The following is a 25,681-nucleotide window of genomic DNA, read 5'->3' as shown; positions in this document are numbered from 1 at the left end:
CGGGAGGATGAATTGTGACGTCAGGCGAACGCCTCCTGGAGGTCCGTGATGTCTCGCTGCGATTCGGCGGCGTGCGCGCCCTGAGCAATGTCAGCTTTCACGTCGAGGCCGGCGAGCTGTTCTCGATCATCGGGCCGAACGGCGCCGGCAAGACCTCGATGCTCAACTGCATTTCCGGCCGCTACAAGCCGACCGAGGGCGACGTCCTCTACAAGGGCGGCTCGCTGCTGAAGCGCTCGATCAACGATCGCGCCCGCCTCGGCATCGGCCGCACCTTCCAGAACCTCGCGCTGTTCGGCCATATGAGCGTCCTTGACAACATCCTCGTCGGCCGCCACCACCGCCTGAAGAACAACCTCTTCACCGGCATGGCCTACTGGGTCGGCGGCGCCCGCACCGAGGAACTGGCCGAGCGGCGGCGGGTCGAGGAGATCATCGACTTCCTCGAGATCCAGCATGTGCGCGGCGAACCGGCCGGCACCCTCTCCTACGGGCTGCGCAAACGGGTCGAACTGGCCCGCGCCATGGCGATCGAGCCGGAGCTGATCCTGCTCGACGAGCCGATGGCCGGCATGAACCTGGAAGAGAAGGAAGACATCGCCCGCTACGTCGTCGCGCTGAACCAGGAATTCGGCATGACCATCGTGATGATCGAGCATGACATGGGCGTGGTCATGGATCTGTCGGATCGGGTGATCGTGCTCGATTTCGGCAAGGTGATCTCCGCCGGCACGCCCGACGCGGTGCTGGCCGACGAACACGTCAAGCGCGCCTATCTCGGCGAGGACGACGAGACGCTGGACGCGCTGGCCGCCGAGACCGGAGAACCGGCATGACCGCGCCCCTCGCCGTCAGCGGATCGGAGCTGCCCTGGCCGGACGACACGCCGGAGGTGAAACAGGCCGCCGGTCTCGACACCCTGCCGAAGCTTCTCGCCCACAACGCCCTCCTGCACCCCAAGGCCATCGCCCAGCGCGAGAAGGAATTCGGCATCTGGGTGCCCTATGACTGGGAGAGCGTCGAGACGCATGTCGCGCGCATGGCCGTCGGCTTCGCCGGCCTCGGCCTCGGGCCCGGCGACATCGTCGCGCTGATCGGCGACAACCGCCCGGAATGGGTCTGGGGCGAGGTCGCCGCCCATGCCTGCCGGGCGATGAGCCTCGGCATCTATCGCGACGCGCTGGAAGAGGAGATCCGCTACCTCTTCGACTATGCCCAGCCGAAGATCGTCGTGGCCGAGGACGAGGAGCAGGTCGACAAGCTGCTGGCCCTCGGCGACGCCATCCCGAGCGTCGTCGCCATCGTCTACACCGACCCGCGCGGCATGCGGAAATACGACGATCCGCGGCTGATCCCGATCGAGACGCTGGAGGCGGCCGGCAAGGACGCACTCGACCTATCCCCCAATCTGTGGCGCGACATGGTCGGCGCGACGCGCGGCGAAGACGTCGCGATCCTGTGCACCACCTCCGGCACCACGGCCCATCCCAAGCTCGCCATGTGGACCGGCACCGCCTTCATCGGCCATGCGGCGAGCTATCTGCGGGCCGATCCGCGCGGGCCGGACGACGAATATGTGGCGGTGCTGCCGCTCTCCTGGGTGATGGAGCAGATGTATTCCGTCGCCTGGAACTTCCTTGCCCGGATGAAGGTGAACTTCCCCGAGGAAGAGCAGACCACCATGGCCGATCTGCGCGAGATCGGGCCGACCTTCGTCCTGTTCTCGCCGCGCGTCTGGGAGACGGTCGCCGCCGACATCCGCGCCCGCATCATGGACAGCAAGCGCTGGAAGCGGGCGATCTACGACTGGGGCGTCGCCAAGGGCATGGCCGCGGTCGAGCATGGCGGCCATTCGGGCGCTGCCGACCTTCTCCTGTTCCGGCACCTGCGCGACCGGCTCGGCTTCACCAATCTGAAATCCGCGGCCACCGGCGGCGCCGCCATGGGCCCTGACACCTTCCGCTTCTTCCAGGCCATGGGCGTGCCGCTCAAGCAGCTCTACGGCCAGACCGAGGCGATGGGCGCCCACACCATCCACAAGGATGGCGAGGTCGACAACGAGACGGTGGGCTATCCGATGCCCGGCTGCGCGCTGAAGATCCGCGACCCCGATCCCGAGGGGCTCGGCGAGGTGCTGGTCAAGCATCCCAACATGATGAGCGGCTACTACCGCAACGAGGCCGAGTCCGAGGCCAGCCTCGATGCCGAGGGCTGGTTCCAGACAGGCGACGCCGGCTACCTGACGGACAAGCGCCACCTCGTCGTCATCGACCGGATCAAGGATCTGGCGACGACCGCCAAGGGGGTGCGCTTCTCGCCGCAATTCATCGAGAACAAGCTGAAATTCTCGACCTATGTCGCCGAGGCGGTGATCCTCGGCAACCGGCGGGACTATCTGACCGCGATGATCTGCATCCGCTTCCCGATCATCTCGAAATGGGCGGAGGAGCGGCGGATCTCCTTCACCACCTATTCCGATCTCGCCGCCCGGCGCGAGGTCTACGACCTCCTGCGTGCCGAGGTGGAGCGGGTCAACGCGACGCTGCCCGCCCAGCAGCGGATCGCGAGGTTCCTGCTTCTCTACAAGGAGCTCGACGCCGACGACGGCGAGCTGACCCGCACCAAGAAGGTCCGGCGCAGCGTGATTGCCGAGAAATACGAGGACATCATCGCCCGCCTCTATTCCGGCGCCGACCACGTCGACGTCGACACGGTGATCCACTTCCAGGACGGCTCGAAGCAGCGGATCGTCACGACGCTGCCGATCGAGACGCTGGTACCGGATGCGGGCCACAGGCAGGAGGCAGCCGAATGAACACCGAACTCCTTCTCCAGCTCGTCATCAACGGCGTCATCGTCGGCATGCTCTACGGCATCGTCGCGATGTGCTTCGTGCTGATCTACAAATCGACCCAGGTGGTGAATTTCGCGCAAGGCGAATTCGTGGTGCTGGGCGCCTGGGTTTGCCTTGCCCTCGTCGTCTCCCTCGGCCTGCCCTTCTGGCTGGCCTTCATCTTCTCCCTCGTCTTCATGACGCTGTTCGGCATCCTGGTGCAGGTGCTGTTGCTGCGCCCGCTCGTCGGCGAGCCGGTGATCTCCGTCATCATGGCGACGATCGGCCTGTCGATCTTCATGCGGGCGCTGATGAACTGGATCTTCGGCAACAATGCCGTGCGCTTCCCGCAGGTCTTCGACCGGAGCACCGTCTCCATCGGCGGCCTCAACGTCGAGACCGCCTATCTGATGAGCCTCGTCCTGTCGCTCATCGTCATGGTGATGTTCTTCTGGTTCTTCCGCTATTCGCGCTGGGGCCTCGCCATGCGGGCGACCGCCTACAACCAGCAGGTCGCCCAGTCGCTCGGCGTCAATGTCGGCCGCGTCTTCGCCATGGCCTGGGCGATCTCGGCGGTGGTGTCGGGGATCGCCGGCGTTGTCATCGGCCTCGTCAGCGCCGTGTCCAACTCGCTGGCGATCATCGGCATCAAGGTGTTCCCGGCGGTGATCGTCGGCGGCCTCGATTCCATCGTCGGGGCGATCGTCGGCGGCCTTACCATCGGGCTCCTGGAGAACCTCGCCGAATTCGTCGACGGCCAGTATCTGCAGGTCGGCAACATGTACCAGGTCGCGCCCTTCTACGTGCTGATCGTGATCCTGATGATCCGTCCCTACGGGCTGTTCGGCACGCCCGACATCGAGCGCATCTGATGGCCCACGTTCCCAATCCGCGCCCGGCCGGCGACTTCCGGACCAGCTACAAGGCAGACCAGTCGCTGTTCCGCACCCATTTCGAGCAATGGGCGGTGGTCACCCTCGTCGTGCTGGTGGCGCTGATGCCGCTGGTCTTCGGCGGCTATGTCCTGTCGCAGATGATCCTGATCGGCATCTACGGGATCGCCGCTTTGGGCCTCAACGTCCTCACCGGCATGACCGGGCAGATCTCGCTCGGCCACGGCGCGTTTTTCGGCTTCGGTGCCTTCGCCTCGGCCTGGATCGCGTCGAAGGGCATCCCGGTGCTCATCGCGATCCCGCTCGCCGGCCTGATGACGACGGCGGTCGGCATGATCTTCGGCATTCCGGCGGCGCGACTGAAGGGCCTGTACCTGGCCATCGCCACCCTCGCCTCGCAGTTCATCCTGGAGGATTTCTTCGGCCGGGCGGCATGGTTCACCGGCGGCCCCTATGGCTCGCTGGCCGAGACCGCGACCCTGTTCGGCTTTCCGCTGAACACCGACGAGCGCTATTTCTACCTCGTCCTGTTCTGGGTGGTGATCTGCTTCCTGGCGGTGGCCAATCTGGCCCGCACCCGCGACGGCCGGGCGCTGGTGGCGGTGCGCGACCATTATCTCTCGGCCGAGATCATGGGCATCAACCTGACCCGCTACCGGATCATGTCCTTCGGCATCTCCAGCTTCTTCGCCGGCATCGGCGGCGCCCTCTACGGCCACTATCTCGGCTTCGTCTCCGGCGAGGGCTTCACCATTCTCCTGTCGATCGAGTTCCTGGCGATGATCATCATCGGCGGCCTCGGCTCGGTCTCGGGATCGCTGCTCGGCGCGGCCTTCATCCTGCTCCTGCCGCAGGTGATGGAGATCTTCGCCAACGGCCTCGCCGACGTGTTTCCCGCCATCGCCCAGGGCACCGCCTACATCAAGCAGATGTCGGTGGGCGCGGCGATCATCCTGTTCCTCGTGCTCGAGCCGGAAGGGCTTGTCCATCGCTGGCGGCTGATGCGGGCCAGCTGGAAGCTCTTCCCCTTCTCGCACTAGCCATTCTTGCCCCGAACCCGGCGTCAGACCGGACGGGGCACCCCGGGTCCGGCGGGCTTCGCGGCACCGCCGCCTTCGGATCGAACCAGTCCGCGAACGGGAGGAAGACATGACCAAACTGAAGATCCTGGCCGGCGCGGCGCTCGCCGCCGGCACGATGCTCGGCACCGCGCAGGCGCAGGACAGCGTGCTCGTCGGCCATCTCGCCGACTATACCGGCCCGACCTCCTTCGTCGGCAAGCAGTACGCGCCGGGCGTCACCGACGCCTTCAAGCAGATCAATGCCGATGGCGGCATCGACGGCACCATGGTCGAGCTCGACACGGTCGACTACGCCTACAAGGTCCCCGAGGCGATCTCGCTCTACAAGCGCTGGATCGGCAACGGCATGGTCGCGCTGCAGGGCTGGGGCACCGCCGATACCGAGGCGCTGATCACCTTCATCACCCGCGACGAGATCCCCAACATCTCCGGCTCCTATTCGGCGCATCTGACCGATCCGAGCGGCAAGAACCCCAACACCAAGCTGCCGGCGCCGTTCAACTTCTTCTACGGCCCGTCCTATTCCGACGCCTGCCGGGCGCTGGTGCAGTGGGCCTCAGAGGATGCCAAGGGCAAGGGCATCGACAACCCGACCTTCGTCCATACCGGCGACAATCATCCCTATCCGAACGCCCCCAAGGAGGCCTGCGCCGCCTATGCCGAGGAGCTCGGCATGACGGTCGCGCCGCCGGTGGTGGTGCCGCTGGCACCGGGCGACTTCAAGGCCCAGTGCCTGACCATCAAGGATACCGGCGCGCAGTACGTCTACATGGGCAATCTCGGCGGTTCGGTCGTCTCGCTGATCAAGTCCTGCAACACGGTCGGCGTCGAGGCGACCTACATGGGCAACCCCTGGGCGGGCGACTACCAGACGGTGGAAGCCGCCGAGGCGCAGAACCTGATCTTCCCGACCTCGACGCCGTTCTACGGCGCCGAGGTGCCGGGCATGGCGCTGGTCAAGACCATCCTCGAAAACGGCGGCGGGCAGGTCGGCGACCGGCCGACCCACCATTACCTGCGCGGCGTCTGCGCGGCCTACTACATGAAGGAAGCCATGGAGTGGGCGAAGGCCAATGGCGGCATCACCGGCAAGGGCATCCGTGACGGCATGTACCAGAAGAGCGAGTGGGTGCCCGAGGGGCTGGAAGGCGTCTGCCTGCCCTCGACCTGGACCCCCGAGGATCATCGCGGCCTGATGACCGTGGCGATCAATTCCGGCTCGATGACCGACGGCAAGGCGGAGATCGAGGAGATCGCCGAGATCGATCTGCCGCGCCGCGACGACTGGCTCGGCCAGTAAGCCCGACCGCATCGGCCGGGACGTCCCGCGTCCCGGCCGGCCGCATCCAGGGAAACGAAAAGGGTCGCCCCCATGACCGTCGCAGAGCCGCTTTCCGCCCCCGAGCCCGCAACGGCCCCGGCCGAGGACATTCTCGCCCTCAACAATGTCGAGGTGGTCTTCAACGACGTCATCCTCGTCCTGCGCGGCATGTCGATGGCCGCCAAGCGCGGGCAGATCACGGCCCTGCTGGGCGCCAATGGCGCCGGCAAGTCGACGACGCTGAAGGCGATTGCCGGCCTGCTGCACACCGAGGACGGCGCCATCACCCGCGGCTCGGTGTCCTATGAGGGCCAGGACATCACCCGCATGTCGCCGGACCAGAAGGTCTGCAACGGCATCTTCCTGGTCATGGAAGGCCGCGGCATCGTCCAGGACATGACGATCACCGAGAACCTGCGGCTGGGCGCCTTCACCCGTCCGAAGGCCAACATCCGCGAGGAGATCGAACAGGTCTACGAGTTCTTCCCGCGGCTGCGCGAGCGCAGCGGCCTCGCCGGCTATCTGTCCGGCGGCGAGCAGCAGATGCTGGCGATCGGCCGGGCGCTGATGGCCAAGCCCAAGCTGATCCTGATGGACGAGCCGTCCATGGGCCTGTCGCCGCTTCTGGTGAAGGAGGTGTTCGGCATCATCCGGCGGCTGAACCGCGAGCTCGGCATCTCGATCCTGCTGGTCGAGCAGAACGCCAACATGGCGCTGAAGGCGGCGGACTACGGCTACATCATGGAGAACGGCAAGATCGTTCTCGACGGCACCGGCGCCGAGCTCGCCGACAACGAGGACGTCAAGGAATTCTATCTCGGCGGCGGCGAGCGGCGCTCGTTCAAGAACGTCAAGAGCTTCCGCCGGCGCAAGAGATGGCTATGACGGCGCCGCGCGCCCTGCCCCCGACCTGCACCGAACGATCCCGGAAGGCTCCGGCATGAGCGACCATTTCGACGACCGCGAGACCCGCGCCCCCGCCGCCCGCGAGGCCAACCTGTTCGAGCGGCTGCGCGTGCAGTTGCGGCATGCGATTGCCACGTCGCCGCACTACGCCGGCAGCCTCGCCGGCATCGATCCCGACACCATCGGAAACCGGGCGGCGCTCGCCGCCCTGCCGGTCCTCTACAAGTCCGACCTGATCGAGATGCAGGAGGCCCACTCACCCTTCGGCGGGCTGACGCCGCGCAGCGCCGGCGGCTTTCGCCGGCTGTTCCTGTCGCCCGGCCCGATCGTCGAGCCGGAGGCCGAACACGAGCACTGGCGCATGGCCCGGGCGCTCTATGCCGCAGGCTTTCGCCGCGGCGACATCGTCGCCAATTGCTTCGCCTACCATCTGACGCCGGCGGGCTTCATGTTCGACCACGCCGCCGCCGCGATCGGCTGCGCGGTGTTTCCGGGTGGCGTCGGCAATACGGAGACGCAGGTCGAGGCCTTCGCCCGGCTTGGGGTCCGCGGCTATATCGGCACTCCGGACTTCCTGAAGATCATCCTGGAAAAGGCCGATGCGGCCGGCGTGGCGCTCAGCTCGGTGACCAGGGCGCTGGTCAGCGGCGGGCCGCTGTTTCCCAATCTGCGGCAATGGTACGCCGAGCGCGGCATCGCGGTGCGCCAGTGCTACGGCACCGCCGAACTCGGCCTGATCGCCTATGAGGCGGCCGGCCCCGGCGACGGCATGGTGATCGACGAGGATGCGCTGGTGGAGATCGTGCGCCCCGGCACCGGCGATCCGGTCCCCGACGGCGAGGTCGGCGAGGTCGTGGTGACCACCTTCAACGCCGCCTACCCGCTGATCCGCTTCTCCACCGGCGACCTGTCGGCTGTGATGATCGGGCAGAGCCCGTGCGGGCGCACCAACCGCCGGCTGAAGGGCTGGATGGGCCGGGCCGACCAGACCACCAAGGTGCGCGGCATGTTCGTGCATCCACGCCAGGTCGCCAATATCGTCCGGCGCTTCCCGCAGATCGCCCGGGCGCGGCTGGAAGTGGGCGAGGATGGCGGCCGCGACACGCTGCTGCTGCATATCGAGAGCACCGAGCGCGGCGCGGCCTTCGCAGAAACGGTGGCCGAGGCGATCCGCGCCGAATGCCGGGTGCGCGGCGAGGTCGCCTTTGCCGAGGACGGCACCCTGCCCAATGACGGCAAGGTCATCGACGACAAGCGCGCCCTCGGCGTCTGAGCTAAGGGACGTTCGCTGAAAGGCGCCTACTGCCCCGCGGGGAACGCCGCGTCATAGGCGGCGACTGCCTTGTCGGCGCGCGCGCGCACCGTCGCCGCCTCGTCGCCCGGCTTGTAGAGCGACGAGCCGAGCCCGAAATGCCGGACGCCGATGGCACCATAGGCGGCAAAATCCGCTTCCGAGACGCCGCCGACAGCGCCCACCGCAAGGCCCTTGGGCAGCACGGCGCTGATCGCCTTGATGCCGTTCGGCCCGAGGACGTTCGCCGGGAAGAATTTCAGCGCCGAGGCGCCCGCCGCCGCCGCTGCCAGCGCCTCGGTCGGGGTGAAGACGCCGGGCATGGTCACCATGCCGTGGACCGCTGCGCGATGCAGCACCGCCGGGTCGACATTCGGGCTGACCAGCAGCCGGCCGCCGGCCGCATGCAGCCGGTCGGTGTCGTCCGGCGTCAGCACGGTGCCGGCGCCGATCAGTACGCCATCCGGCGCCATGCGGGCTGCGGCGGCGATCGAGGTGAAGGCGTCCGGTGAGTTCAGCGGAATCTCGATGGCCTCGAAGCCGGCCTCCAGCAGCGCGCCGACGATCGGCTCGCACTCGTCCGGCGTCAGGCCGCGCAGGATCGCGACGAGGTCGCGCTTCAGCGTCGGCCATGGAGCGGAGCGAAGGTCGGTCATGCGAGAATCTCCCTGGCGGCGGCGAAGAGGCCGCGGCGCACCGCCGCGTCCGCATCGGCGGCCACGGCTTCGATGCCCGCCAGTTCGCATGCCACCGTATAGATGTCGAGAAGCTGGCCGGAGGCGACGAGCGTCACCCGCGGCGTCGCGCCGAAGCGGCTGCGGGCGCCGGCGAATTCGAGGCCGAGAACGAGGCCGGAGAGTTGCGATCCGCCGTCGCCGCCGGCACCGACATCCAGGAGCCCGCCGGCGCGGATCGCGAACATGCGGTTGGTGGCTTCGGCGGGCGATTCCAGCCCGGCCCGGAAGCCGTCGACAAAGCCGGCCCGATCGAAGGGCGCGGCCGGATCGGCCACCGAATGACGCAGGATCGTGTGCTTGGCCACCGCGGCGAACAAATCACCGGTGATGAAGGTGGCAAAGCCGGCGATCCGGCCCGCCTCCAGCGCGACCCATTTGGAATGGGTGCCCGGCATGCAGACGAGATCGAGGCCGCCCGTTCCGCCGGCCCGCTCGGGCAGGCCGAGGATCTGGGTTTCCTCGCCGCGCATGACGTCGGGCGTCGACGCGTTGCGCTGCGCGACGCCGGGCAGGATGTGCACCGGCCGCTCCAGGCCCGGCACGCGGCAGGCGCTGGCGGCGATGGAGGCGGCGGTCGCCGGGGTCTCGACATAGGGCGCCTCGACCCAGCCCTGGCGCGCACCGACCATGCCGCAGGCGATGACCGGCAGGTCGGCCGACGCACCGACGGTCGACAGATGCGCGTCGAGAATGGCGGCAAAGCCGTCCGGCCCGGCGGCGAGCATGCCCTCGCCGCTGCGGCGTTCGGCGAGAATTTCGCCGGCGGCGTCCAGCAGCCAGAGACGGAAGCTGGTGGTGCCCCAGTCGACGGCCGCGCAATAGGCGTTCATGCAGTGTCCCGGTTCGGTTGATCGTGGAACGGCTCGACCGTCAGATGGCGGCCCAGCATGAACGCGTCGGCGACATGGCGGAGCGGCGCGAGATCCACGTCGGACCCGCCGCTCGCCACCAGTTCGGCGAAGCGTGCATAGATGCCGTCATATTCGGCTTCGGCCTGATCGACCACCGATTCCCCGTCGATCCACAGGCGCGCGCCGCCCGACGACAGGAGAAGATCGCCGGCATCGGTGCCGACATGGATGTCCCAGGTCTGCGGACCGGTCTGGCGCCAGTCGAATTCGGCATTCATCGCCGCACCGGACGCGCCGGCAAAGCGCAGCGAGGCGGCGATGGGCGCGGCGCGGTTCTCGGGGAAGGACAGTTCGCCGCCGGTCAGGAACATTGGCTCCGGCAGGATGTCTGTGACGATCGACAGGGCATTGATGCCCGGATCGAAGACGCCGAGCCCGCCCGGCTCCCAGATCCAGTCCTGGCCCGGATGCCAGTGGCGGACATCCTCCTTCCATTCCACCCGCACCGATCGCACCTGCCGTCCGGCAAGCCAGCGACGCGCCGGCGCGACGCCGGGGGCAAAGCGCGAATGCCAGGTGGCGAACAGGCTGACGCCTTGCGTCTCCGCCAGATCGGCGAGATGCGCGACCTCCGACAGAGTGGCGCCGGGCGGCTTTTCCAGCAGCACGTGCTTGCCCCGGCGCAGCGCGTCGGCCGCCATGACATGGCGCACCTGGGGCGGGACGCAGAGGGCGACCGCGTCGATCTGCGGCATGGCGTCGAGCATCTCGGCGGGCGTGGCGAAGCGCGCGACCCCGTCGACGGAGGCGCTGCGGCTCGCCGTCGCGACAAGCTCGAAGGCCGGGTTGCGGCCGATCGAGGGAATGTGCTGATCGCGGGCGATCTTGCCGACGCCGACGAGGCCGAGCCGGATCGGCGGGGTCATCTGGAGCGGCTCCCGGCAAGCCGGCGGTCGTCAGGCCCGGCCGCAGGCGCTTCTGGTTGGCGGCGCACCCGGCTCACCCCTTGTTCTTGTTGTAGACGTCGAAGATGACGGCGAGCAGCAGGACGAGGCCCTTGATGACCTGCTGGTAGTCGATGCCGATGCCCAGGATCGACATGCCGTTGTTCATCACGCCCATGATGAAGGCGCCGATCACCGCGCCGACGATGGTGCCGACGCCGCCGGACATGGAGGCGCCGCCGATGAAGACCGCGGCGATGACGTCGAGCTCGAAGCCGAGACCGGCCTTGGGCGTCGCCGTGTTGAGGCGGGCAGCGAAGACGAGGCCGGCCAGCGCCGCCAGCATGCCCATATTGGCGAAGGTCAGGAAGGTCAGCCGCTCGGTCTTGATGCCGGAAAGCTTGGCCGCCTTCTCGTTGCCGCCCAGCGCATAGATGCGCCGGCCGATGGTCGTGCGCGAGGTGACGAAGGAATAGAGCGCGATCAGCAGCGCCATGACGATGAGGACGTTCGGGAAGCCCCGGAAGGTCGCGAGCATCCAGGCGAGATAGAGGATCGCGCCGACGACGATGACGATCCGCGCCGCAAAGAAGGCGAAGGGCTCGTCCTCGCCACCATGGGCCTGGCTGCGCATGCGAGCCCGCACCGCCAGGAACAGGATCAGCCCGGCCAGCGCCACACCGAGAGCCAGCGACAAGAGGTTGATGTCTTCGCCGCCGAAGAGGTCCGGCAGGAAGCCCGAGGAGATCAGCTGGAAGCCCCGCGGGAACGGCCCGACCGACTGGCCGGCCAGGAGCCAGAGCGTCAGACCCTTGAAGACCAGCATGCCGGCCAGGGTGACGATGAAGGAGGGAATGCGCCAATAGGCGATCCAGTAGCCCTGCATGGCGCCGATCACCGCGCCGACGAACAGGCAGATGACCCCGGCCAGGACATAGTTCATGTCCCAGTTGACGATCATCACCGCGGCGAGCGCGCCGACGAAGCCCAGCACCGAACCGACCGACAGGTCGATGTTGCCGGAGACGATCACCAGCAGCATGCCCAGCGCCATGATGATGATGTAGCTGTTCTGCAGGACGAGGTTGGTCAGGTTGATCGGCTTCAGGAGAATGCCGTCGGTCATGATCTGGAAGAAGGCCATGATGACGACGAGCGCGACGAGAATGCCGTATTCGCGCATGTGCCGCCGCACGAAGCCCCAGGACGCGCCGGGTGCGGCCCGGTCCTTTTCCAGATCGATCTGCTGCGTCGCCTGATCAGACATCGCTGTTTCCTCGGTTTCGGTGCCCGGCGCGGATGATCATCGCCATGATCTTCTCCTGCGTGGCTTCTGACGTGGGGAGTTCGCCGACGAAGCGGCCCTCGTTCATGACGTAGACGCGGTCGGTGATGCCGAGCAGCTCGGGCATTTCCGACGAGATCACGATGATCGCCTTCCCGCTGGCGGCGAGCTGGGCGATGATCGCGTAGATTTCGTATTTGGCGCCGACATCAATGCCGCGCGTCGGCTCGTCGAGGATCAGCACCTCCGGGCCGGCGAACAGCCATTTCGACAGCACCACCTTCTGCTGGTTGCCGCCGGACAGGTTGATCACCTCCTGGCCGATGCTCGAACTCTTGATGCGGACCCGGTCGCGGTAGTCGCGCGCGACGGCCGTCTCCTTCTCGGAATCGAGCACGATGCCGTTGGCGACGCCCGGCAGATTGGCCAGCGGAATGTTGCGCCGGATCGTCTCCTCGAGGACGAGGCCGTAGGTCTTGCGGTCCTCGGTGACGTAGCAGAGGCCGTTGTCGATCGCCCGCGAGATGGTCGAGACGTCGACCTTGCGGCCGTCGATCTTCACCTCGCCGGAAATGTTGACGCCATAGGCACGGCCGAACAGGCTCATGGCGAGCTCGGTGCGCCCGGCCCCCATCAGACCGGCGATGCCGACAACCTCGCCGCGCTTCACATGCAGGCTGACGTCGTCGACCACCTTGCGGTCGGAATGGATCGGGTGGTGCGCCGTCCAGTTCGACACCTCCAGCACCGTCTCGCCGATCTTCGGCTCGCGCGGCGGAAAGCGGTCGGTCAGGCTGCGGCCGACCATGTCGCGGATGATGTCGTTCTCGCTGATCGTGCCGGTGCCGCAGTCGAGCGTCGAGACGGCGCTGCCGTCGCGCAGGACCGTGATGGTGTCGGCGACCTTGGCGATCTCGTTCAGCTTGTGGGAGATCAGGATCGAGGAGATGCCGCGCGCCTTGAACTCCAGGAGCAGCTTCAGCAGCGCCTCTGAATCGGTCTCGTTGAGGCTGGAGGTCGGCTCGTCGAGGATCAGGAGCTTGACCTCCTTGGACAGCGCCTTGGCGATCTCCACCAGCTGCTGCTTGCCGAGGCCGATATCGGTGACCAGCGTCGTCGGCGATTCCTTCAGCCCGACCTTGGCGAGCAGCTCGCGGGTCCGCGAGAAGGTCTCGTTCCAGTCGATGATGCCGTTCGTCGCCCGCTCGTTGCCGAGGAAGATGTTCTCGGCGATCGACAGGAGCGGCACCAGCGCCAGTTCCTGGTGGATGATGATGATGCCGAGGCGTTCGGAATCGGAAATGCCGGAGAAGCGGCACTCCTCGCCCTGATAGGTGATGGCGCCGTCATAGGAGCCGTGCGGATAGACCCCGGACAGCACCTTCATCAGCGTCGACTTGCCGGCGCCGTTCTCGCCGACGAGGGCGTGGATCTCGCCGGCCTCGACGCTCAGGCTGACATCGTCCAGCGCCTTCACACCCGGGAAGGTCTTGGTGATGTTGCGCATTTCCAGGATGGTCGTCATGGCGGCTCTTCCGGCAGATCGGCAGCCGCAAGCGGCGCCTCGATCCGAATGGATGGGTCACGGCGCTTCGGCCGTCCGTCAGGATGCCGCGGCCGCTCTGGTGAACGGCCACGGCATGGCGAGGGCGGACGCCGGCAGGCGCCCGCCGGATCGCCCTACTTGATCTGGTCTTCGGTGTAGTAACCGCCGCCGACCAGGACCTCTTCCCAGTTCTCCTCGGTGACCAGCACCGGCTTGAGCAGGTAGGACGGCACCACCTTGACGCCGTTGTCGTAGGTCTTGGTGTCGTTGACCTCGGGCTCGTTGCCCTGCAGCACGGCATCGACCATGTTCACGGTCACCTTGGCGAGCTCGCGGGTGTCCTTGAAGATGGTGGAATACTGCTCGCCGCGCAGGATCGCCTTGACCGAGGGGACCTCGGCGTCCTGACCGGAGACGATCGGCATCTTCTGGTCGCCCGAGCCGTAGCCGACGCCCTTCAGCGAGGAGATGATGCCGATGGACAGGCCGTCATAGGGCGACAGCACGCCATGCAGCTGCTGGTCGGTGTAGTTGGCCGACAGGAGGTTATCCATGCGGGCCTGCGCCACCGCGCCGTCCCAGCGCAGGGTGCCGACCGTGTCCATGCCCATCTGGCCGGAGACGATCTTGACGTTGCCCTCGTCGATCAGCGGCTGCAGCACGCTCATGCCACCGTCGTAGAAGAAGTAGGCGTTGTTGTCGTCCGGCGAGCCGCCGAACAGCTCGACGTTCCAGGCCTCGGCGTCGGGGAAGCGCTGCTCCAGCCCGGCGACGAGGGACTCGGCCTGCTGCACGCCGACCTGATAATTGTCGAAGGTCGCGTAGTAATCGACATTCTCGCTGTCACGGATCAGGCGGTCATAGGCGATCACCGGAATGTCCATCGCCGCGGCATTGGCCAGAACGTTGGAGAGCGTCGTGCCGTCGATCGACGCGATGACCAGCGCGTCGACGCCCTTGGTCACCATGTTCTCGATCTGGGCGAGCTGGTTGGGAATGTCGTCCTCGGCATATTGCAGGTCGGTGGCGTAGCCGGCCGCCTCGAACTGCTTGACCATGTTGTCGCCGTCGGCGATCCAGCGGGCCGAGGATTTCGTCGGCATGGAGATGCCCACGGTGCCCTTGTCCTGCGCGCTCGCACCGAGCGGCACCGACAGCGCCATGACCGTCGCGGCAAGCCCCGCGATCAGTGTCTTCGTCACGTTCATGATTGTCCTCCCTGGACCTTGGTTCGGCGCATGACGCGCCCTCTGCAATGCTCCCGTCACGGCGCGGACCTTGCGCCGTGATCCCGTTCGCGGTTGCCGGCATCGGTATCGCCGGCCTCGCCCGCATCGTCGCCCCGGCTGCCGTCATCGGCGTAGAGGGCGAGGATGACGTCGTTGAAGGCACTCTCGATGAGCCTTCGCATGAACAGTTCCGCCGCTTCCCGGTCGCCGGCGAGGATGGCGTCCATCACCCGGCCATGCTGGCGTAGCGTCTCCTCCTGCGGGTTCTGCCGCCAGGACAGGGAGAAGGAGATCGACAGGCTGCGCTCGATCATCGCGCCGAGCGACACCAGCATGGGGTTTCCGGTCGCCTCGAGGATGACCCGGTGAAAGGCGAGATCGGCGGCGATCAGCTCCGGCGAGCCGCGCGGGTTCTCGCGCATGCCGGCCATTGCCGCCTGGAGCCGCGCCGCCTGCTCCGGCGAGATCCGGTCGCAGGCGAGCCGCGCCGCCTGGGGCTCGTTGATCAGCCGCATCTCGTAGAGCGACTCGATGAAGGGGCGCCGGATCGCGGCGGTCAGGTGCCAGCCCATCACGTCCGGGTCGAGCATGTTCCACTCGATCCGCTCGCGCACCCGCGTGCCGACCTTCGGACCGACGCTGACCAGCCCCTTGGCGACCAGATGGCGGACGGCCTCGCGCACCACGGTCCGCGAGACTCCGTATTGCGTCTGCAACTCCTTTTCGGTCGGCAGTGCCTCGCCGCAGGCCAGGCGGCCGGACGCGATCCGGCGGCCGAACGTGGCCGCCAGGCTCATGGTGCGGCTGGCCCGCTCTCCATGCATCGTCCGCGCATTCGCCTGAAGCACCTTGCCGAGCCTCCCCTCTCTGCAATGGTCGGATGATTGCGTGAAGTACCGTCCGGAGGCAACCGCAAATTGCTTCGACTATGGTCTATAGTCGTACCTTACCCTGAAGGACGTTGATACGTGCCCGCCGACGCTGCCGCTGGACGCGCGACGCCGCGATCGCATCCCGATCGAGCGATCCCGTCGGCGGATCAACGTATACATTGCAACCGCCGGGTGGATATGGCATCCCGGCGGGAACGCGATGGCGGCGAAGCCGCGGGCACCGGCCTGGCGGGACGGCGCGAACGGCCATCGGCGCGACTTCTGGGGGGATGTCATGAACAAAATCGATCTCGAAGGCCGCATCGCGATCATCACCGGCGGGGCCCGTGGCATCGGCTACGCCACGGCCGAGCGGATCATCGAGAGCGGTGGATCCGTCGTCCTCTGGGACATCGACGGCGCGGCGGTCGACAAGGCGGTCGCGGATCTGGGCCCGCGCGCCAGCGGCACGGCCGTCGAACTGACCGACGAGGCGGCCGTCGCCGCTGCCACGCGGCAGGCGATGGACGCCGCCGGCAAGATCGACATCCTGGTCAACAATGCCGGGATCACCGGCGGCAACGGCAAGACCTGGGACCTGGCGCCGGACGTCTGGCGCAAGACCATCGAGGTCAACCTGATCGCGCCGTACATCACCAGCCGGGCGATCGTGCCGCTGATGATGGACGCCGGCTACGGCCGGATCATCAACGTCGCCTCCATCGCCGGCAAGGAAGGCAATCCCAACGCCTCGCATTATTCCGCGTCCAAGGCCGGCCTGATCGGGCTGACCAAGTCACTCGGCAAGGAGCTCGCCGGCACCGGCGTCCTCGTCAACTGCATCACCCCGGCCGCCGCGCGCACCTCGATCTTCGACCAGATGAGTCAGGAGCATATCGACTTCATGCTGTCGAAGATCCCGCTGCAGCGCTTTCTCGAGCCAGCCGAGGTCGCCGCGATGATCGCCTGGCTTGCTTCGGAAGACTGTTCCTTCACCACCGGTGCGGTGTTCGACATTTCGGGCGGCCGCGCCGTCTACTGATCCCTCCCCAACCCATCGACACAATGCGAAAGGACGCCATGAAACTCGTTCGCTACGGCCCCGCGGGCCAGGAAAAACCCGGCATGATCGACGCCGACGGCCAGCTGCGCGATCTCTCCGGCCAGATCGCCGACATCTCCGGCGATATCCTGTCCGACGCCGGCATCGCCAGGCTCGCCGCGCTCGATCCGGCCTCGCTGCCGGCGGTCGACGGTTCGCCGCGCTTCGGCCCCTGCGTCGGCCAGACCAGCAAGATCCTGTGCATCGGCCTGAACTATTCCGACCATGCCGCCGAGACCGGCGCCGAGCCGCCGACGGAGCCGATCGTCTTCGCCAAGGCGCTCAACGCGCTGTGCGGTCCGAATGACGCCGTCGAGATGCCGCGCAACTCCGAGGCCCTCGACTGGGAGGTCGAGCTGGCCGTCATCATCGGCACTAAGGCGAAATACGTCTCGGAAGCCGACGCGATGAACCATGTCGCCGGCTTCGCGGTGATGAACGACGTCTCCGAGCGCGACTTCCAGACCAAGCGCCAGGGCCAGTGGACCAAGGGCAAGAGCCACGACACCTTCGGCCCGCTCGGCCCCTGGCTGGTGACGCGCGACGCGGTCGCCGACCCGCACAACCTCGCCATGTGGCTCGACGTCAATGGCGAGCGCCGCCAGACGGGCAACACCAACACGCTGATCTTCAACGTGCCGCATGTGGTGTCGTACCTATCGCAGTTCATGACGCTGATGCCGGGCGACGTCATCTCCACCGGCACGCCTCCGGGTGTCGCCATGGGCATGAAGCCGCCGCAGTATCTGAAGGTCGGGGACGTCATGACGCTCGGCATCGAGGGTCTGGGCGAGCAGAAGCAGACCGTCATCGCCGCCTGACCGCCCATGCACTGACACCGAAAGGCCTCCGCCGCGATCCGCGGCGGAGGCCTTTTGCATTCGGGCTGTGAAATGCGGCCGCTGGCGCGGCTAACGCGCGGCCGGTGCTTTTCGAGCTAGACGAGCTGGATCGTCCAGGTGACGATCTCGGCCGAGACCTGTTCGAACGCCTTGTCCAGCGCCGCGACGAAGGCCGGGTTGCCGGCGCCGTTGACGGGGGCCTGGGCATTGAAGATGCGGGTGCGCACGACGGTGCCGTTGCGGTCGTTCAGCACTTTCACCGAGATCTGCACCTCGGCGGTCGGCGCCCCGGTGACGTCCACCTCGAAGCGGCGGATCTCCATCACCAGCTGGTAGTCGATCGCCAGCCCCTGCCCCGGCACGCCGATGGCGCCGATCGAACCGGTGTTCTCGAAGGCCTGCAGCAGGCGCAGCTGGACGAGCCGCGGCAGGCGGTCGCTCCACTGGCTGTCGCCGAGGAACTGGATCGAATTGGGCGACGGCTTGACGATGATCCGCTTGCTGTCGATCGTCTCGAGCGCGGTCGGCTCCGGAATGAGGAGCTGGCGCCGGGACTTGCCCTCGCGCACCTCGCTGAATGGCGGCGGCGAGATCTCGTAGGTGTCCGGCGGGGTCGACGCGCAGGCCGAAAGTCCGAGCGCCAGAAGCGCGACAAAGCTCGATTTCAGTGCTGCGCGCATAAAATTGGTACACCTTGACCCGGTCGCCGACAGCCCCGGTTGCTTGCATCCGCAACCCGGCCTGTCAACGAAAGCTTTCGTTTACCCACAGCCGCTAGCGGCGGGTGCGGCCGTCATACTGCTTCACATCCTCGCCGCCGTAGATCAGCCGGCTCGGATTGGTCGTGAAGTCCTCGACGGCACTGTCGATGCGATCGACCGTGCGATTGACGTTGCTGATCAGCCCCCGCACCTCGCGCAGGCCCTCGCCGGAGAAGCGCTGGAGATTGGCCGAGATGGGCGTCACCTGGGTCTGGATCGAATCCGCCGCCCCGCGCACCGAGCGCAGTGCCCGGGCCAGATCGACGCCCAGGCTGGTGCCGTCGCCGGCGCCCGCGAGCACCCGGTTGACCGAGTTCACGACGCTGTCGATGCGACCCGAGGCGGCCGAGAGCTGCTCGCTGGTCGTCTTGGCGTTGGTGATGATCGCGTCGATGTCCTCGCGCCGGGCACCGACATCATTGGCGACCTTGGCGATGGAATCGGCCGCGGCGGCGACATTGCCGGTGGCGGCGGAGACGTTCTCGACCGCCGTGTTGACCTTGCCCGGATCGATCGAGGCGAGCAGCGTGTCGAACTGGGTCCGCGTCTCGGTGAAGCCGGTCAGCGTCGTGTCCAGCGTCTGCACCGTACGGTCGACGCCGTCGATGATCGACTGGATCTGCTCGGTCTTGCCGCTGACGGCGCCTGTCACCCGCTGGACGTCGCCGATGGCCTGATTGACCGTGGCGGAATCGACCGAACCGATGAGCGCATTCGCCGAGGCGACGGCCTCGTTGAAGCCGGTGCTCGCCTGGGTGATGTTGTCGGTGATCGGGCCGAGGCTCGCCAGCAGCTTGTCCACGTCTTCGCTGCGCTCGACGATGGTGGTGGTGATCCGGTTGACGTTCTGCGCGGCGTTCGACGCGCCGGCGATCGCCGAATTGATCGCTTCCTTCTGGGCGCCGATGGTCTCGGCCAGCGAGGAGACGTTCTCGGCCGCCGAGGAAATGCCCTCGATGGTCTTGGACACCTGCGCCGGGTCGATCGCCGCGACGACCGTGTTGGCCGATTGCAGCGTCGTGTCGAGCCGGTCGGCCACCGCCGTTGCCTTCTCGGCCAGCGGACCGAGATTGCTGACGAAGCTGTCGATTCCGGTGGTGTTGCGGCGGATCACGTCGCCGACCTCGCCGACGCTGTCGGCAGCCGTCTGCACCGAGGCGAAGATGCTGTCGAGATTGTCCGACTGGGCGCGCAGCGTGTCGGAGACGGCGGCGACATTGTCGACCACCGTGGTGACCGACGTCGGATCGACCGCGTCGAGAATGTTCTTGGCTTGCTGGATGGCGCCCGGCAGCTCTTCAGCCACCGTGTTCGCCGAACTCGACAACTGGCTGAGGCTGGTGAGGAAATTGTCGATGTCGTCGGAATTCTTGGCAAGGCTCGCCGTGAAGGTCTCGATGTTGCGAGAGGTCTGGGCGACGTTCTCGACGGTCGTCTCGACCGACGGTCCGACGGTGCCCACGAGGCTCTCGAACTGGCCGAGAATGCTGTTGGCGCGGTCGGCGATGTCGCGCGCCGTCGCCAGGATGTCGGTGACGTCGGACGGATTGGCCTTGATGACGGGGACGGTCCCCTGCTCCGCGGCTTCGCCGATGATGTCGGCCTCGTCGGCCTGGCCGCCCTTCAGCTCGACGAAGGCGGCGCCGGTGAGGCCCTGGAAGCCGATATTGGCCTGGGTCGATGCCTTGATCGGCAGGTCGGGATCGACCTCGGTGGTCGCGATGACGACTTCGGGATTGTTGGAATCCAGCCGCAGCGCCTTCACCGAGCCGACCGGCAGGCCGTTGAACAGCACCTGGCTGCCCTGCTGCAGGCCGGTGACCGAGCCCTCGATGCGCACCAAAAGCCGCACGCGTTCGCTGCCGCTGGTGGCGAAGATCGCCCAGTAGACGAAGCCGAAGGACAGGGCGATGACCAGCATCGTGAACAGCCCCACCCGGACGTAATTGGCTTTGGTTTCCATCAGGCGGCTCCCACGGGGGCATTGGCGGTTTGGGTCGGCTGGACGATCGTGCGGGCGCGCTTGCCACGGAAATACGAATGCACCCAGGGATGGTCGAATTCCAGCATCATCGACAGCGGCCCTTCGACCAGCACCTTGCGTTCGCCAAGGACGGCGATCCGGTCGCAGGCCTGGAACAGGCTGTCGAGGTCGTGGGTTACCATGTAGACGGTGAGGCCCAGCGTATCGCGCAGGGTCATGATCAGCTGGTCGAAATCGGCGGCGCCGATCGGATCGAGACCCGAGGTCGGCTCGTCGAGAAAGACGATGTCGGGGTCGAGCGCCAGCGCCCGGGCCAGCGCCGCACGCTTGATCATGCCGCCCGACAGCTCGGACGGGAACTTGTCGGCCGCGTCCGGCGCAAGGCCGACGAGGTCGATCTTCAGCCGCGCCAGCTCTTCCATCAGGCCGGGCGACAGGTCGAGATATTCGCGCATCGGGACCTGGATGTTCTCCAGCACGGTCAGCGACGAGAACAGCGCACCGTGCTGGAACAAGACGCCCCAGCGACGCTCCACGGCCAGTCGCTCGGCGTCGTCGGCCCGCTCGTAGTCCGTGCCGAGGATCTCGATCGTGCCGGCCTGCTTGGGGTTCAGCCCGAGGATGGTGCGCAGCAGGACCGACTTGCCGGCGCCCGACGGCCCGACGAAGCCGAGGATCTCGCCGCGTCGCACGTCGAGGTCGAGATTGTCGAGAATGGTCTTCTCGCCGAAACTCACGGTCACGCCGGTGGCGCGGATGATGACGTCGTCATCGTCCGGCGTGGCGCGTCCGTTGGGCGAAGGCCTATCAGAGTCCGATGGATGCATAGAAAATCGCGAACAGGCCATCCATCAGGATGACGAGGAAAATGGATTTAACGACGGATGCGGTGACGCGCAGGCCGAGGCTCTCGGCGCTGCCGCCGACCTTCATGCCCTCGGCCGAGGCGATCAGGCCGATCATCACCGCCATGAAGGGCGCCTTGATGACGCCGGAGAACACGGTGAACATGTCGACAGAGTACTGCACGCCCTGACCGAAGCTGGCGAAGCTGATCCCCGAATACATGTTCAGCGTCAGCATCGCGCCGAGGAGGCCCGCCAGATTGGCGATGAAGGCCAGGAGCGGCAGCACGATGACCAGCGCCACGAGGCGCGGAAACACCAGGACGCCGATCGGGTTCAGGCCGATGACGTGTAGCGCATCGATCTCCTCGCGCATCTTCATCGAGCCGATCTCGGCGGTGATGGCGCTGCCGGACCGGCCGGCGATCATGATCGCGGTCAAAAGCACGCCGATCTCGCGCAGGATCAGGATCGCGGCGAGATTGACGGCGTAGAGCTCGCCGCCGAAGCGGCGCAGCTGGAAGGCGCCCTGCTGGGCGATGATGGCGCCGATGAGAAAGCTCATCAGGAAGATGATCGGCACCGCGCGCAGGCCCATCTGCTCGACCTGCGCGAAGATCGCGGCGGGGCGGATCTGGGTCTTGCCGGTCAGGCGCTGCACGCCGCCGACCATCGCACCGCCGATGATGTTCAGGGCGACGACCATCTCGTCCTTCACCGCGACCGATCCACGGCCCGTGGCCGCGACGAGATCGACGATGCGGTTGGTCTTCCGCTTTTCCGGCTGCGGCCGTTCCCGGTCGAGCGCCTTGCGCACGACGTCGAAGAGCGGCTGGTCGCGATCGCTGACCGCCTCCAGCCGGACGTCCCGGCCGTTCGCCTCGAGGTCGCGGACGAGCTTTTCCAGGAGCAGTGCGCCGGCCGTATCGATCCGCGCGACGTCGCCGCAATCGACGACGACCTGCCGGCCGAGATCGGCCGCGCCGGCCTCGGCAACGGTGTCCTCGACCGAGCCGACGGTGCGCGCCAGCCAGTCGCCCGACGCCCGCAGCACGAGCCCGCCGTCACGCTTCTCGCCTTCGAGAGCAGGCGCCACCGTGGAACGGCGGCCTCCGGCCGGACCGGAGGATGGGGCTACGGAGCCATCAAGCATCGATATGCGACTTCACTCCCTTGGAAGAACCTGCTCGAGGACCATGTCAGCGCCACAGGCGGTCACCACGCTTGACGCGGTGCCGATTCGCGGCGACGCAGAGCCGGGGCCTATCTGGCACCACCTTTAGGCGTCCAGTCACGTCTTGTCATGGAATGACCGCCGCAGCGGCGGCCGTTGAGGATGTTTTCACCATGCCGCGTCGTCTTTCAGTCACAGTCGAGCATTTCCCGCTGGCGCAGGAGTTCCGGATCGCCCGCGGCGCCAAGACCGAGGCGGTGGTCGTGACGACTCAGATCGGCGACGAGTTCGGCGAGGGACGCGGCGAATGCGTGCCCTATGCGCGCTACGGCGAGAGCATCGACAGTGTCCGCGAACAGATCGAGGAAGTGCGTGCGGCGATCGAGGCCGGCGCGTCGCGCGAACGGATTGGCGAGCTGCTCCCGGCGGGCGCCGCCCGCAACGCGGTGGACTGCGCCCTGTGGGACCTGGAAGCCAAGTCGAACAACCGGAGAGCCGCGTCGATCATCTGCGGCAGCGCCCCGCGGCCGGTGGAAACGGCCTATACGATCGGGCTCGGCGATGCCGACAGCATGGGGGCCGCCGCCCGCGTCGCCAACCGCTCGCTGTTGAAGGTGAAGGTCGGCACAGACAACGATGTCGGCCGCATCCGGGCCGTCCATGCCGCCTCGCGGCACTCGAAGCTGATCCTCGACGCCAATGAGGGCTGGAGCGCCGACAATATCCGCGAGCACATGCTGGCGGCAGCCGCGGCCAACGCCGTCCTCGTCGAGCAGCCGCTGCCGGCCGGCGACGACGCCATCCTCGCCGACATTCCGCATCCGGTGCCGATCTGCGCCGATGAATCGGTCCACACGGCGGATGATCTGGACAAGTTGGTCGGCCTCTACGACTTCGTGAACGTCAAGCTCGACAAGACCGGCGGCCTGACCGAGGGCCTGCGGCTGGTTGAGCGCGCCCACGAGATGGGGTTCGGCGTGATGATCGGCTGCATGGTCGGCACCTCTCTGGCGATGGCGCCGGCGGTGCTGCTTGCACAGGTGGCCGAGTTCGTCGATCTCGACGGGCCGCTGCTCCTGGCCAAGGACCGCAGTGGCGGCCTCGTCTATACGGATGCAACCGTCTCGCCGCCGAGTGCGAAGCTCTGGGGCTAGGCGATTTGTCTCTGCCGAGTTGATGCAACGCATTCAGCGCTCGCGCCGAATCGGTCAGCCGGCGAGCTGAAGTTCCGGCTGCACCTGCAGGGCCTCGGTCGCCGACAGGAAGATGTCGGCGCAGGCTTCCCAGCTATAGGCCAGCGAGCGCTCCAGCGCGTCGGCCCGCTCCAGGGTCAGCGCGGCAAGGCACGCCTCGCGCAGATCTGAGGAGATGCAGCCGGCCTTCGTATCCCCGACAACATCCAGCGGTCCGGGCTCCGGATAGGCCGCCACCGGTACGCCGCAAGCCAGCGCCTCGATCAGCACGATGCCGAAAGTGTCGGTGAGCGAGGGAAACACGAAGACGTCGGCCGCCGCGTAATAGCGGCTGAGTGCCTCGCCGGTCTGGCTGCCGGCGAAATGCACGTCGGAATAGCGCCGGCGCAATTCGGGCAGCATCGGCCCGTCGCCGACGACGACCTTGGAGCCCGGCAGGTCGAGATCGAGAAAGGTCTCGATGTTCTTTTCGGGCGCGACCCGCGAGACGGTGAGGAAGATCGGTCCCGGCAGTCCGAGATCGACCTTCGGCTGCGGCCGGAACAGGCTGCGATCGACGCCGCGGGTCCAGGTGACGAGATTGGCAAAGCCAAGCCCCGCCAGCGTCTGGCGCATCGATTCGGTCGGCACCAGGCAGGCGGTGGCCGGCGCATGGAAACGCCGCAGCAGCGCATAGGTCAGGTTCTCGGGGATCGGCGCCCGCTTGCTGAGATATTCGGGAAACCGCGTGTGGAAGCTGGTGGTGAAGGGACGGCCGGCCCGCAGGGCCGCGCGGCGCGCCGCATAGCCGATCGGGCCTTCGGTGGCGATGTGGATGACGTCGGGCTGGTAGTCGCGGATGATGCGGCCGAGCGCCTCGGCCGACGCCAGCGCCAGCCGGATTTCCGGATAGGTCGGACAGGCGACGGTGCGAAAGTCGGCGGGGCCGACGATGCGCACGTCCCTGCCCCGGCCGCGAAGCTCCTGGGCAAGGCTCGACAGGGTGCGCACGACGCCGTTGACCTGCGGCTCCCAGGCGTCGGTGGCTATCAGGATGCGGGTCATGTCAGGCCGCCTCGACGCGGGCCGCGTCCGGCTCGGCGGCCTCGCGCTCGGATGCCGCCTCGGGCGCCGCGGAGCGCTCGCCGGCCAGATGCGCCCAGTGGATGAGCTCGAAGGAGCCGTCGTGGCGCTCGGCCACGGCGGTGCAGCTTTCGACCCAGTCGCCGGTATTCACATATTCGACCGCGCCGTGACGGGTCATCTGGGCATGGTGGATATGGCCGCAGATGACGCCGTCGCAGCCGTGGCGAGCCGCCTCGTCGGCCAGCGCCGTCTCGAAGGCGCCGATGAAGTTGACGGCGTTCTTGACCTTCAGCTTGGCCCATTGCGAAATCGACCAATAGGGAAAGCCGAGCCGGCGGCGGACATAGTTGAAGACGACATTGATCGAGATCGCCATGTCGTAGGCCCAGTCGCCGAGATAGGCGAGCAGCCGGGCGTTGCGGACCACCACGTCGAATTCGTCGCCATGCATCACCAGGAAGCGGCGGCCGTCGGCGGTGGTGTGGATGTCGGTGCGCTTGACCTCGACGCCGCCGAAATGATGGCCGGGAAAGTCGCGCAGGAACTCGTCGTGATTGCCGGGCACATAGACGATGCGTGCGCCCTTGCGGGCCTTGCGCAGCAGCTTCTGCACCACGTCGTTGTGAGCCTGCGGCCAGTGCCAGGAGCGTTTCAGCCGCCAGCCGTCGATGATGTCGCCGACGAGATAGATCGTCTCGGCATCGTGCAGACGCAGGAAGTCGACCAGCATCTCGGCCTGGGCCGCCTTGGAGCCCAGATGCACGTCGGACAGGAACAATGTCCGGAAATGCCGCGCCGTCGTCAGCTTGTGCATGGTCGCCATCCCGTGCCTTGCCCCGGTTAAAGCCTTTGCGTTGCTCGGGAAATGCACGATTCTGATTGCAGTCGTGTGACGCTCCGGCAGCACGCTTCCGGCGGTGGACGA

Annotated in this window: 23 protein-coding genes; 10 read left to right on the top strand and 13 right to left on the bottom strand. The window is 67.0% G+C overall.

Annotation, left to right across the window (positions count from 1 at the left end; translation table 11 throughout):
• Nucleotides 1–14 precede the first annotated feature (14 nt).
• The 7 genes from H536_RS0114130 to H536_RS0114100 all read left to right on the top strand — a co-directional run bounded on the left by H536_RS0114130 (nucleotide 15) and on the right by H536_RS0114100 (nucleotide 8,308).
• The gene (locus H536_RS0114130; protein WP_024351099.1) at nucleotides 15–836 is read left to right on the top strand and encodes an ABC transporter ATP-binding protein; all 822 of its coding nucleotides are present in this window, start codon (nucleotides 15–17) and stop codon (nucleotides 834–836) included.
• Complete coding sequence (locus tag H536_RS0114125) at nucleotides 833–2,815, top strand: AMP-binding protein (RefSeq protein ID WP_024351098.1); 1,983 nt, start codon at nucleotides 833–835, stop codon at nucleotides 2,813–2,815. The genes H536_RS0114130 and H536_RS0114125 overlap by 4 nt, the downstream gene beginning before the upstream one ends.
• Nucleotides 2,812–3,705, top strand: coding sequence for a branched-chain amino acid ABC transporter permease (locus tag H536_RS0114120; RefSeq protein WP_024351097.1), 894 nt, complete (start codon nucleotides 2,812–2,814; stop codon nucleotides 3,703–3,705). The genes H536_RS0114125 and H536_RS0114120 overlap by 4 nt, the downstream gene beginning before the upstream one ends.
• On the top strand, nucleotides 3,705–4,766 hold the full coding sequence (locus H536_RS0114115) for a branched-chain amino acid ABC transporter permease (RefSeq protein WP_024351096.1): 1,062 nt from the start codon (nucleotides 3,705–3,707) through the stop codon (nucleotides 4,764–4,766). Before H536_RS0114120 ends, H536_RS0114115 begins: the two co-directional genes overlap by 1 nt.
• 109 nt (nucleotides 4,767–4,875) lie before the next feature.
• On the top strand, nucleotides 4,876–6,108 hold the full coding sequence (locus H536_RS0114110; protein WP_024351095.1) for an ABC transporter substrate-binding protein: 1,233 nt from the start codon (nucleotides 4,876–4,878) through the stop codon (nucleotides 6,106–6,108).
• 72 nt (nucleotides 6,109–6,180) lie between these two features.
• Nucleotides 6,181–7,014, top strand: coding sequence for an ABC transporter ATP-binding protein (locus H536_RS0114105; protein ID WP_024351094.1), 834 nt, complete (start codon nucleotides 6,181–6,183; stop codon nucleotides 7,012–7,014).
• A 55-nt stretch (nucleotides 7,015–7,069) separates the two neighbouring features.
• Entirely contained in the window at nucleotides 7,070–8,308 is a 1,239-nt protein-coding gene (locus H536_RS0114100) for a phenylacetate--CoA ligase family protein (RefSeq protein ID WP_024351093.1), read from the top strand.
• A 26-nt stretch (nucleotides 8,309–8,334) separates the two neighbouring features.
• Here the strand turns inward: H536_RS0114100 and H536_RS0114095 are convergent, their stop codons facing one another.
• The 7 genes from H536_RS0114095 to H536_RS0114065 all read right to left on the bottom strand — a co-directional run bounded on the left by H536_RS0114095 (nucleotide 8,335) and on the right by H536_RS0114065 (nucleotide 15,766).
• Entirely contained in the window at nucleotides 8,335–8,982 is a 648-nt protein-coding gene (locus H536_RS0114095) for a 2-dehydro-3-deoxy-6-phosphogalactonate aldolase (protein WP_024351092.1), read from the bottom strand.
• The gene (locus H536_RS0114090; protein ID WP_024351091.1) at nucleotides 8,979–9,893 is read right to left on the bottom strand and encodes a 2-dehydro-3-deoxygalactonokinase; all 915 of its coding nucleotides are present in this window, start codon (nucleotides 9,891–9,893) and stop codon (nucleotides 8,979–8,981) included. The genes H536_RS0114095 and H536_RS0114090 overlap by 4 nt, the downstream gene beginning before the upstream one ends.
• Nucleotides 9,890–10,840 (bottom strand): Gfo/Idh/MocA family protein, encoded by a 951-nt coding sequence (locus tag H536_RS0114085; RefSeq protein WP_024351090.1) that lies wholly within the window; start codon nucleotides 10,838–10,840, stop codon nucleotides 9,890–9,892. The genes H536_RS0114090 and H536_RS0114085 overlap by 4 nt, the downstream gene beginning before the upstream one ends.
• A gap of 73 nt (nucleotides 10,841–10,913) precedes the next feature.
• On the bottom strand, nucleotides 10,914–12,125 hold the full coding sequence (gene mmsB, locus H536_RS0114080) for a multiple monosaccharide ABC transporter permease (RefSeq protein ID WP_024351089.1): 1,212 nt from the start codon (nucleotides 12,123–12,125) through the stop codon (nucleotides 10,914–10,916).
• Nucleotides 12,118–13,668 carry a multiple monosaccharide ABC transporter ATP-binding protein gene (mmsA, locus tag H536_RS0114075; protein ID WP_024351088.1) on the bottom strand — a complete coding sequence of 517 codons (1,551 nt, stop codon included), beginning with the start codon at nucleotides 13,666–13,668 and terminating at the stop codon, nucleotides 12,118–12,120. Before mmsA ends, mmsB begins: the two co-directional genes overlap by 8 nt.
• A 155-nt stretch (nucleotides 13,669–13,823) precedes the next feature.
• Entirely contained in the window at nucleotides 13,824–14,897 is a 1,074-nt protein-coding gene (gene chvE / locus H536_RS0114070; protein ID WP_024351087.1) for a multiple monosaccharide ABC transporter substrate-binding protein, read from the bottom strand.
• Nucleotides 14,898–14,953: 56 nt separating this feature from the next.
• Entirely contained in the window at nucleotides 14,954–15,766 is an 813-nt protein-coding gene (locus H536_RS0114065; RefSeq protein WP_029703280.1) for a FadR/GntR family transcriptional regulator, read from the bottom strand.
• A 319-nt stretch (nucleotides 15,767–16,085) separates the two neighbouring features.
• Between H536_RS0114065 and H536_RS0114060 the strand changes: the two genes are divergently transcribed.
• Together H536_RS0114060 and H536_RS0114055 are read left to right on the top strand one after the other, a co-directional pair.
• Nucleotides 16,086–16,832, top strand: a complete 747-nt coding sequence (locus tag H536_RS0114060) for an SDR family NAD(P)-dependent oxidoreductase (protein ID WP_024351085.1) — start codon at nucleotides 16,086–16,088, stop codon at nucleotides 16,830–16,832.
• A gap of 38 nt (nucleotides 16,833–16,870) precedes the next feature.
• Nucleotides 16,871–17,713, top strand: a complete 843-nt coding sequence (locus H536_RS0114055; protein ID WP_024351084.1) for a fumarylacetoacetate hydrolase family protein — start codon at nucleotides 16,871–16,873, stop codon at nucleotides 17,711–17,713.
• 116 nt (nucleotides 17,714–17,829) lie between these two features.
• On the opposite strand, the gene H536_RS0114050 is transcribed toward H536_RS0114055, so the two are convergent.
• The 4 genes from H536_RS0114050 to H536_RS0114035 form a co-directional block, all read right to left on the bottom strand.
• Nucleotides 17,830–18,414 carry an ABC-type transport auxiliary lipoprotein family protein gene (locus tag H536_RS0114050; protein ID WP_024351083.1) on the bottom strand — a complete coding sequence of 195 codons (585 nt, stop codon included), beginning with the start codon at nucleotides 18,412–18,414 and terminating at the stop codon, nucleotides 17,830–17,832.
• A 94-nt stretch (nucleotides 18,415–18,508) separates the two neighbouring features.
• Nucleotides 18,509–20,458, bottom strand: coding sequence for an MlaD family protein (locus H536_RS23345; protein WP_024351082.1), 1,950 nt, complete (start codon nucleotides 20,456–20,458; stop codon nucleotides 18,509–18,511).
• Nucleotides 20,458–21,306 (bottom strand): ABC transporter ATP-binding protein, encoded by an 849-nt coding sequence (locus tag H536_RS0114040; RefSeq protein ID WP_024351081.1) that lies wholly within the window; start codon nucleotides 21,304–21,306, stop codon nucleotides 20,458–20,460. Before H536_RS0114040 ends, H536_RS23345 begins: the two co-directional genes overlap by 1 nt.
• On the bottom strand, nucleotides 21,287–22,420 hold the full coding sequence (locus H536_RS0114035) for an ABC transporter permease (protein ID WP_035695022.1): 1,134 nt from the start codon (nucleotides 22,418–22,420) through the stop codon (nucleotides 21,287–21,289). The genes H536_RS0114040 and H536_RS0114035 overlap by 20 nt, the downstream gene beginning before the upstream one ends.
• Before the next feature lie 251 nt (nucleotides 22,421–22,671).
• Between H536_RS0114035 and dgcA the strand changes: the two genes are divergently transcribed.
• Nucleotides 22,672–23,652 carry an N-acetyl-D-Glu racemase DgcA gene (dgcA, locus tag H536_RS0114030; protein WP_024351079.1) on the top strand — a complete coding sequence of 327 codons (981 nt, stop codon included), beginning with the start codon at nucleotides 22,672–22,674 and terminating at the stop codon, nucleotides 23,650–23,652.
• Between the two features lie 54 nt (nucleotides 23,653–23,706).
• Here dgcA and H536_RS0114025 read toward each other — a convergent pair whose 3' ends face one another.
• Nucleotides 23,707–24,735: a glycosyltransferase family 4 protein gene (locus tag H536_RS0114025; RefSeq protein ID WP_024351078.1), complete on the bottom strand. Its 1,029-nt coding sequence runs from the start codon at nucleotides 24,733–24,735 to the stop codon at nucleotides 23,707–23,709.
• 1 nt (nucleotide 24,736) lies between these two features.
• Nucleotides 24,737–25,579, bottom strand: coding sequence for a UDP-2,3-diacylglucosamine diphosphatase (locus tag H536_RS0114020; RefSeq protein ID WP_024351077.1), 843 nt, complete (start codon nucleotides 25,577–25,579; stop codon nucleotides 24,737–24,739).
• Nucleotides 25,580–25,681 lie beyond the last annotated feature (102 nt).

The sequence above is a fragment of the Aurantimonas coralicida DSM 14790 genome, assembly GCF_000421645.1.
GTDB lineage: Bacteria > Pseudomonadota > Alphaproteobacteria > Rhizobiales > Rhizobiaceae > Aurantimonas > Aurantimonas coralicida.
The sequence above is the reverse complement of the archived record's forward strand: the minus strand, read 5'-3'. Positions and strand labels throughout refer to the sequence as shown.